Annotated in this window: 6 protein-coding genes; 4 read left to right on the forward strand and 2 right to left on the reverse strand. The window is 57.9% G+C overall.

The features are described from left to right. From V476_RS10450 to V476_RS10465, 4 genes are read left to right on the forward strand one after another with little or no spacing between them, the layout of a single operon-like run. Complete coding sequence (locus tag V476_RS10450) at positions 1-744, forward strand: glycosyltransferase family 2 protein (protein WP_003316005.1); 744 nt, start codon at positions 1-3, stop codon at positions 742-744. After that, positions 741-1,025: a lipid-A-disaccharide synthase N-terminal domain-containing protein gene (locus V476_RS10455; RefSeq protein WP_003316004.1), complete on the forward strand. Its 285-nt coding sequence runs from the start codon at positions 741-743 to the stop codon at positions 1,023-1,025. The genes V476_RS10450 and V476_RS10455 overlap by 4 nt, the downstream gene beginning before the upstream one ends. Next, a complete protein-coding gene (locus V476_RS10460; protein WP_024959007.1) occupies positions 1,022-2,551 on the forward strand; it encodes an ArnT family glycosyltransferase in 1,530 nt (509 codons plus the stop codon). The genes V476_RS10455 and V476_RS10460 overlap by 4 nt, the downstream gene beginning before the upstream one ends. 41 nt (positions 2,552-2,592) lie before the next feature. After that, on the forward strand, positions 2,593-3,597 hold the full coding sequence (locus V476_RS10465; protein ID WP_024959006.1) for an SdiA-regulated domain-containing protein: 1,005 nt from the start codon (positions 2,593-2,595) through the stop codon (positions 3,595-3,597). Between the two features lie 739 nt (positions 3,598-4,336). Here V476_RS10465 and V476_RS10470 read toward each other — a convergent pair. Beyond that, on the reverse strand, positions 4,337-4,906 hold the full coding sequence (locus tag V476_RS10470) for an acyl-homoserine-lactone synthase (RefSeq protein WP_024959005.1): 570 nt from the start codon (positions 4,904-4,906) through the stop codon (positions 4,337-4,339). An 84-nt stretch (positions 4,907-4,990) separates the two neighbouring features. After that, the gene (locus V476_RS10475) at positions 4,991-5,785 is read right to left on the reverse strand and encodes an autoinducer binding domain-containing protein (protein ID WP_080278387.1); all 795 of its coding nucleotides are present in this window, start codon (positions 5,783-5,785) and stop codon (positions 4,991-4,993) included. Between the last annotated feature and the right edge of the window lie 110 nt (positions 5,786-5,895).

Below are 5,895 nucleotides of genomic sequence, written 5' to 3' on the forward strand. Positions count from 1 at the left end.
ATGACCACGCCCACTTTTCTCTCCGTCGTGATCCCGGCCAAAAACGAAGCCGACAACCTGCCCAGCCTGATAAAAGAGATTTGCACAGCGCTGGACGGGGAACGCTACGAGATTCTGGTCGTTGATGACGGCAGCACAGACGACACCTTGAAAGTGCTGACTCACCTCAAAGACAGCGGATTGACCTTGTTGCGGATCCTGCGCCACGAGCGATCGCTCGGGCAGAGCACTTCGGTCTATCACGCAGCACTGGCGGCCAACGGCACCTGGCTGGCGACCCTGGACGGTGACGGTCAGAACGACCCTGCGGACATTCCAGGTATGTTGGCGCTGGTACGCGCTCACGCAAACGGCTCCGGGGCGATACAGCTGGTGGCAGGCCACCGAGTGAATCGGCGCGATACCGCCAGCAAACGCTGGGCCTCGCGCTTTGCCAACGGGTTGCGCAGCCGGCTCCTCAAGGACGCAACTCCAGACACCGGGTGTGGCCTGAAACTGATCGAGCGAGCCGCGTTTCTGCGCCTGCCGTACTTCGACCATATGCACCGGTTCATTCCAGCGCTGATTCAGCGACATAACGGCCGTATGGTCACGCACCCGGTCAACCACCGTCATCGCCAGGCTGGCGTGTCCAAGTACGGCAACCTGGACCGCGCGCTGGTCGGCATTCTTGATCTGGTCGGCGTCTGGTGGCTGATCCGCCGGACTCGGCTGGATGTTCAGGCACAGGAACTGCGGTCATGAAGCCGGACAACGAGACCTTCTGGCTGATCCTCGGCTTTGTCGGGCAGGCCGTATTTACCGGCCGCTTTGTCCTGCAATGGCTGTACAGCGAATTCAAGAAGCGCAGCATCATCCCGGTGGGCTTCTGGTACCTGAGCATGCTGGGCAGCACGATCCTGCTGGCCTACGCCATTTATCGACAGGATCCGGTCTTCATCGCCGGCCAGGCCTTTGGTCTGCTGGTGTACATGCGCAACCTGCAGCTGATCAGCCGACAGGCCAAGACATCCGAGGAGCAATGACGGTGCGAACTCACCTTTCGCCTCGCCTCGAGGGATGGCTACTGGTCGCGCTGGCCGTTTTACTGGTCGGGGGCGGCCTGGGCTTGCGTCTGCCGCAGAACGTGGATGAAGAGCGGTTTCTCGGCGTTGCCCTGGAAATGCTGCAGAACGGCTCATGGTTCGTCCCGCACCGGGCCGCGCAGATCTATGCCGACAAACCGCCGCTGTTCATGTGGGCGACGGCATTCTTCATTTGGCTGACCGGCAGCCCGAATATCGCGCTTTACCTGCCCGGGCTGCTCTCTGCAGGCGCAACCACCGCAGTCCTCTACGATCTGGGCACCCGCCTGTGGAACCGACGCATCGGTCGGTACGCTGCCTTGTTGTTCCTGGCGACCTATCAGACCTACAGCATCCTGCGCACCGGGCAGATCGACAGTTTTCTGTGCCTGTGGATTGCGCTGGGCTTCTACGGTCTGGTTCGCCACGTGTTGCTCGGGCCGGCCTGGGGCTGGTTCTATTTCAGCTGTGCGGCCATGGGCCTGGGCATTATCACCAAAGGCGTCGGTTTTGTTCCCGCGTTGATGCTGATCCCTTACGCCTATGCCGCGCGTAAAGGTTGGCACGGTGTGGTGGCCATGCCTGGACAGGCCGCGCGCTGGGCGCTGGGTCTGCTGGTGTTATTGCTGGCCTGCTGCCTGTGGCTGGTGCCGATGATTATCTCGGTCGTGCGTGACGGCGGCCCGGAAGGGTTCGCCTATGTGCAGGAAATACTCTTGCACCAGACGGCCAATCGCTACGCCAGCGCCTGGGACCATCGCGAGCCCTTCTGGTATTTCTTCGTCAAAGTCATCCCGCAGTATTGGCTGCCGCTGGTGTTGGTGCTGCCCTGGCTGATCCCGGCCTGGCGCCGACAGTTGAGCAAGCACGACGGCCGGGTGTTGGTACTGCTCGGCTGGGTGTTGCTGGTGCTGCTGTTCTTCAGCCTCTCCAGTGGCAAACGCAAGATCTACATCTTTCCGGCGCTGCCTGGTCTGGTGCTGGTAGCGGCCCCCTTGCTGCCCTGGCTGTTGAAACGCTGGTTCCACGACCGCGTCAGGGCCCGGCAAATCGTCCCGGTGGTGGTGGTCGCCTGGCTTGGTCTGTGGTTCGCCAGAGGGTTCGTCGAACCCGTCATAGAGGGCCAAAACCCACACAAGGAACTGATGGAACAGGCCGCTTATGTCACGCAAGGTGCCGATCTGGTGCTGGTCAACTGGCGCGAGGGGCACTGGCTCTATGCACGCCAACCCATTGTGCATTTCGGTTTTGCCAAGCCGTCGGCAACCGAACAGGCCGCCCGCTGGCTAAGAGAACACCCCGGCACCTTTGCGCTGGTGCCAGGCGAGCAACTGGCCAATTGCTTCTTGCCGGAAAAAGCCCGGCCGCTGGGTCAGACCTCCAGAGCTGACTGGTTCATCGTCGATGCCGATGCCGACAACGGCCTGTGTAAACCGGAAAGTCCGATGCAGGCCTATCGCTTCGCCTGGCAGCAGAATGTTGATTAATCCCCCGCCCAGCCGCCCAACACGCGGGAGTGCCTGACGCCATGCAGCTGGAAACGATCAAGGCAAAGCGCCTGACGTGGTCGAACGTCGCACGAAGGCAGGTATCACTCGCACAACTCGTGCTGAGTGCAGCTGCCCTCGGGCTGTTGATCCTGGCCTACGCCGTGTCGACACACTTCCAAGTCCCCCAACAGCTGTACCAGTACGGTCGCACCTGGTTAAAGGGCAATACGGCAGCCGACAAAAATATCTGGCTGCCGGATTTCCATGTGGTTATCGACGCCAAACCACTTGCACCGGACGTCGCCAATATCTCCGGGATCACCTACGACTACGACAATGACCGACTGCTGGCAGTGACCAACAAAGGCCCCATGCAAGTGCTGGCGCTGAACGTGAACGGCGACATAGTCGCCCGCTACCCATTGATCGGTTTCGACGACACCGAAGGTGTGGCTTATCTGGGCAACGGTCGCATCGTGCTGTGCGATGAAGATCTCCAGCAACTGGACATCATCACGTTGCCGCCGCAGGCACGCCCCATCCACGTCGAGGAAGCTCAGTTCATTGCGCTACTGATCAACCCCAGTATTCATAACAAGGGATTCGAAGGCGTAACCTACGATCCCGCCAACGACCGCCTGTTCGCGATCAAGGAACGCGATCCACGCCAGATGTTCGAGGTTTCCGGCGTCTTGCGCTCCATCGATCAGGGCCGTTTGCAGATCAAAATCGTCGACCGGCTGAACTGGATCACGAAAAGTGTCGCTGCACGCGACCTTTCAGACGGCTACTACGATCCGCGAACCGGCCATTTGCTGCTGCTCAGCGACCAGTCGCGCTCGATCACAGAACTGGACAGCAAAGGACGATTCGTCAGCATTCGATCACTGCTGGGTACCTTCTCCGACCTCAAGCACAGCGCCCCCCAACCCGAAGGCCTGACCATGGATCGCGCAGGCAACCTGTACGTCGTCAGTGAGCCGAATCTGTTTTACAAGTTTTCGAAAGTGTCGGAACGATCGGTTGAAGAAATCAGGCCTTGAGGGCGACTTTCGGGGGTGTGGGGGTAGGGTCTGTTTTGGGAGTATCGCTGGTCGAGTTGATCAGCGAGTTGCGAGGGTTTATCCACAGGGGGTGGTTTTGAGTTTTGAAAAGCCAAATGTCTCTTTTGAATAAAATTTGTACGTAAAATCGGCTTAAGTCATTGATTTTTCGTACCTACCGAAAGCGATCTTTGGAATAAAGTTTGTACCTAAGCTCAAATCTGAAGAATTTTTATTTGGAATAAAGTTTGGACATGCGGCTAAATCCTGCCACTGACTATCGCCACCAGCCTTTCTGTAAGCTCCCTAGCGTTTCGCATCCGGCTCTTGGTGTGAGGTGGAGGATTGGAAATAGATACGGCTTTTCGAAAATCAATGGAACGATTACCTGGCGTTGGCTGCCCTTTTACATTGATTTGACCGACACCACTTCCACGTATCGATATTTGCCTTGGCTGCTCTAACCGCTTCTTGCTCTGCTAGCAGGGTGCTGAGGGTCATCCTTCAAGGCGGTGACACCTGCCAGATGGCAGAGGATCAGCTAGGATGCCGGGACCTTTCTGGAAACTGCATCGGGAGCTAAAAGTAGAAAAATGGTACAAAGAAAATCTGCGAGAAATCGACGAGAAATCTTTGCCCGAGATCCGTTACCCCAACCGTCAAGCGCAGCTACCCCAGTCAGTTCGCTGTGTCACTGGTGCCTGGGATGGGGTCGTGGTGAACGCGCGAGAGGCTTGGTTCAAGCCGACATCTTATGTCGTGGGCACGGCAAGGCACCTTGCTGCCCCGCCTGAAAACGCAGCGCCACCAGTGTGTCGTTCTCGTGTCGGTGCGTCGGGCCCATACGCTCATGCCAAATGCCGTGCCTGCGAAAGTATCTTTCCAACTGCACCGTCGTGACCGCCACGACAGTATCGGCCCCCGATGCACCCGCTTCTAACAGCGCATGGCGAAAGAGCGCAGCCCCAACATCAGGACCGGCCTGTTTGGCAGCAGCGAAGCGCGATACTTCCCACACATGTGGATCGACCGGCAACGGAGCATCGCTGATCCACGCAAAAACCTCTCCCAGTAGATAAGGTTTGAGCGTGGGCAATAATCGAGCGCAACTCACGACCTGTCCGTCCTCCAGACCAACGATGTAGCGCGCATGAGGAGTATCGAACTGATCGGTCTCTACGCGGGCCGTCTGCTGATCCAAGGGAAGGCGCCATCGCAATTTACGGATGAAAACCTCGTAGCGAAAACGTATAAGCGATTGGTAGACACTGTCGCCCAGTTCACTCGCGCTGCCCGCCAGAATCTCCATCTGCATCACCCGAAGTTTGAAAGCACGCAATTACCCCATGACCGAGCGATCAACGACAACTACCTCTTCTGGTAGCGCGAGCGTTCAGATCAGATTCAATGCCACGGCGTGTGCGGCCGCGTGTGCCTTGTTGGGCGATCCAAACTTACCGACGATCTTCTTGATATGAAAATTCACCGTGTTATCGGAGATGCACAGGATCTGGGCGATATCACTGACGCATTTGCCGTCTGCAGTCCATCTGAGGATTTCCACTTCCCTGTCGGAAAGGACGCAGCGTTCGACTGCCGACAGGTTCCACCGCGCCAACGCCTGGCGGCTGGCATCGCTCAGGCAACGCAGCTTCACCCCCAGCTCCAGTTGCTCGATCTGACTGACCCGGCGACGGCCTCGAGCAAAAGAGATGACGTGCGTATCACGGCTGGTCGCCAAGGCACTGTAGGTCATTCCATGAACCAGGCCAAACTGAGCGGCCTCGGCGAAGAAACGTCGGTGGCAGCTGGCTTGAACATCACTCCAGTTCAAGACATCCGCTTTGGCCATGCTGTGCTCAATCACAGGATCAATCGCACCATAACTTTGCTCGTCATAGCGCTCCTGCCACTCAAGCGGATAGGTGCCCATGATGAGCGTCTTACGCCGAGTGAAAGGCGTGGGCGCTTGCAAGGCCAGACCAACATGTTCGAAGCCACACTCTATGGCCTCACGGTGCAGGATCGACACCAGATTTTCGATTTCATGAGCCGCCGAAATTTCTCTCATGACGTCGCTATACCACTCCAACATTCCCAATCCCACCGACGAGCCCTCCTGGTCATCCACCGGCTGAACAGTGTAGAGCGCTTTTGCCCGTCTCGCAGCCCCGGTCAGACCACACATCGCTTATACGAATAAACGCCACGATTAATCACCTACCAATTCTTGTAATTTCTTGCATCTGGCCACTGCCCTAGCATCCCTGTTCCCGCCCGCAGCCAGAAGGCAATGCC

It is taken from the genome of Pseudomonas syringae KCTC 12500 (genome assembly GCF_000507185.2).
Taxonomy (GTDB): domain Bacteria; phylum Pseudomonadota; class Gammaproteobacteria; order Pseudomonadales; family Pseudomonadaceae; genus Aquipseudomonas; species Aquipseudomonas syringae.

Bases quoted from the DNA above. Each gene is read 5' to 3' on its own strand.
- V476_RS10450 (WP_003316005.1), top strand. From the start codon at position 1: ATGACCACGCCCACTTTTCTCTCCGTCGTGATCCCGGCCAAAAACGAA.
- V476_RS10470 (WP_024959005.1), bottom strand. From the start codon at position 4,906: ATGGAGATTCTGGCGGGCAGCGCGAGTGAACTGGGCGACAGTGTCTAC.
- V476_RS10475 (WP_080278387.1), bottom strand. From the start codon at position 5,785: ATGTGTGGTCTGACCGGGGCTGCGAGACGGGCAAAAGCGCTCTACACT.
- V476_RS10455 (WP_003316004.1), top strand. From the start codon at position 741: ATGAAGCCGGACAACGAGACCTTCTGGCTGATCCTCGGCTTTGTCGGG.
- V476_RS10460 (WP_024959007.1), top strand. From the start codon at position 1,022: ATGACGGTGCGAACTCACCTTTCGCCTCGCCTCGAGGGATGGCTACTG.
- V476_RS10465 (WP_024959006.1), top strand. From the start codon at position 2,593: ATGCAGCTGGAAACGATCAAGGCAAAGCGCCTGACGTGGTCGAACGTC.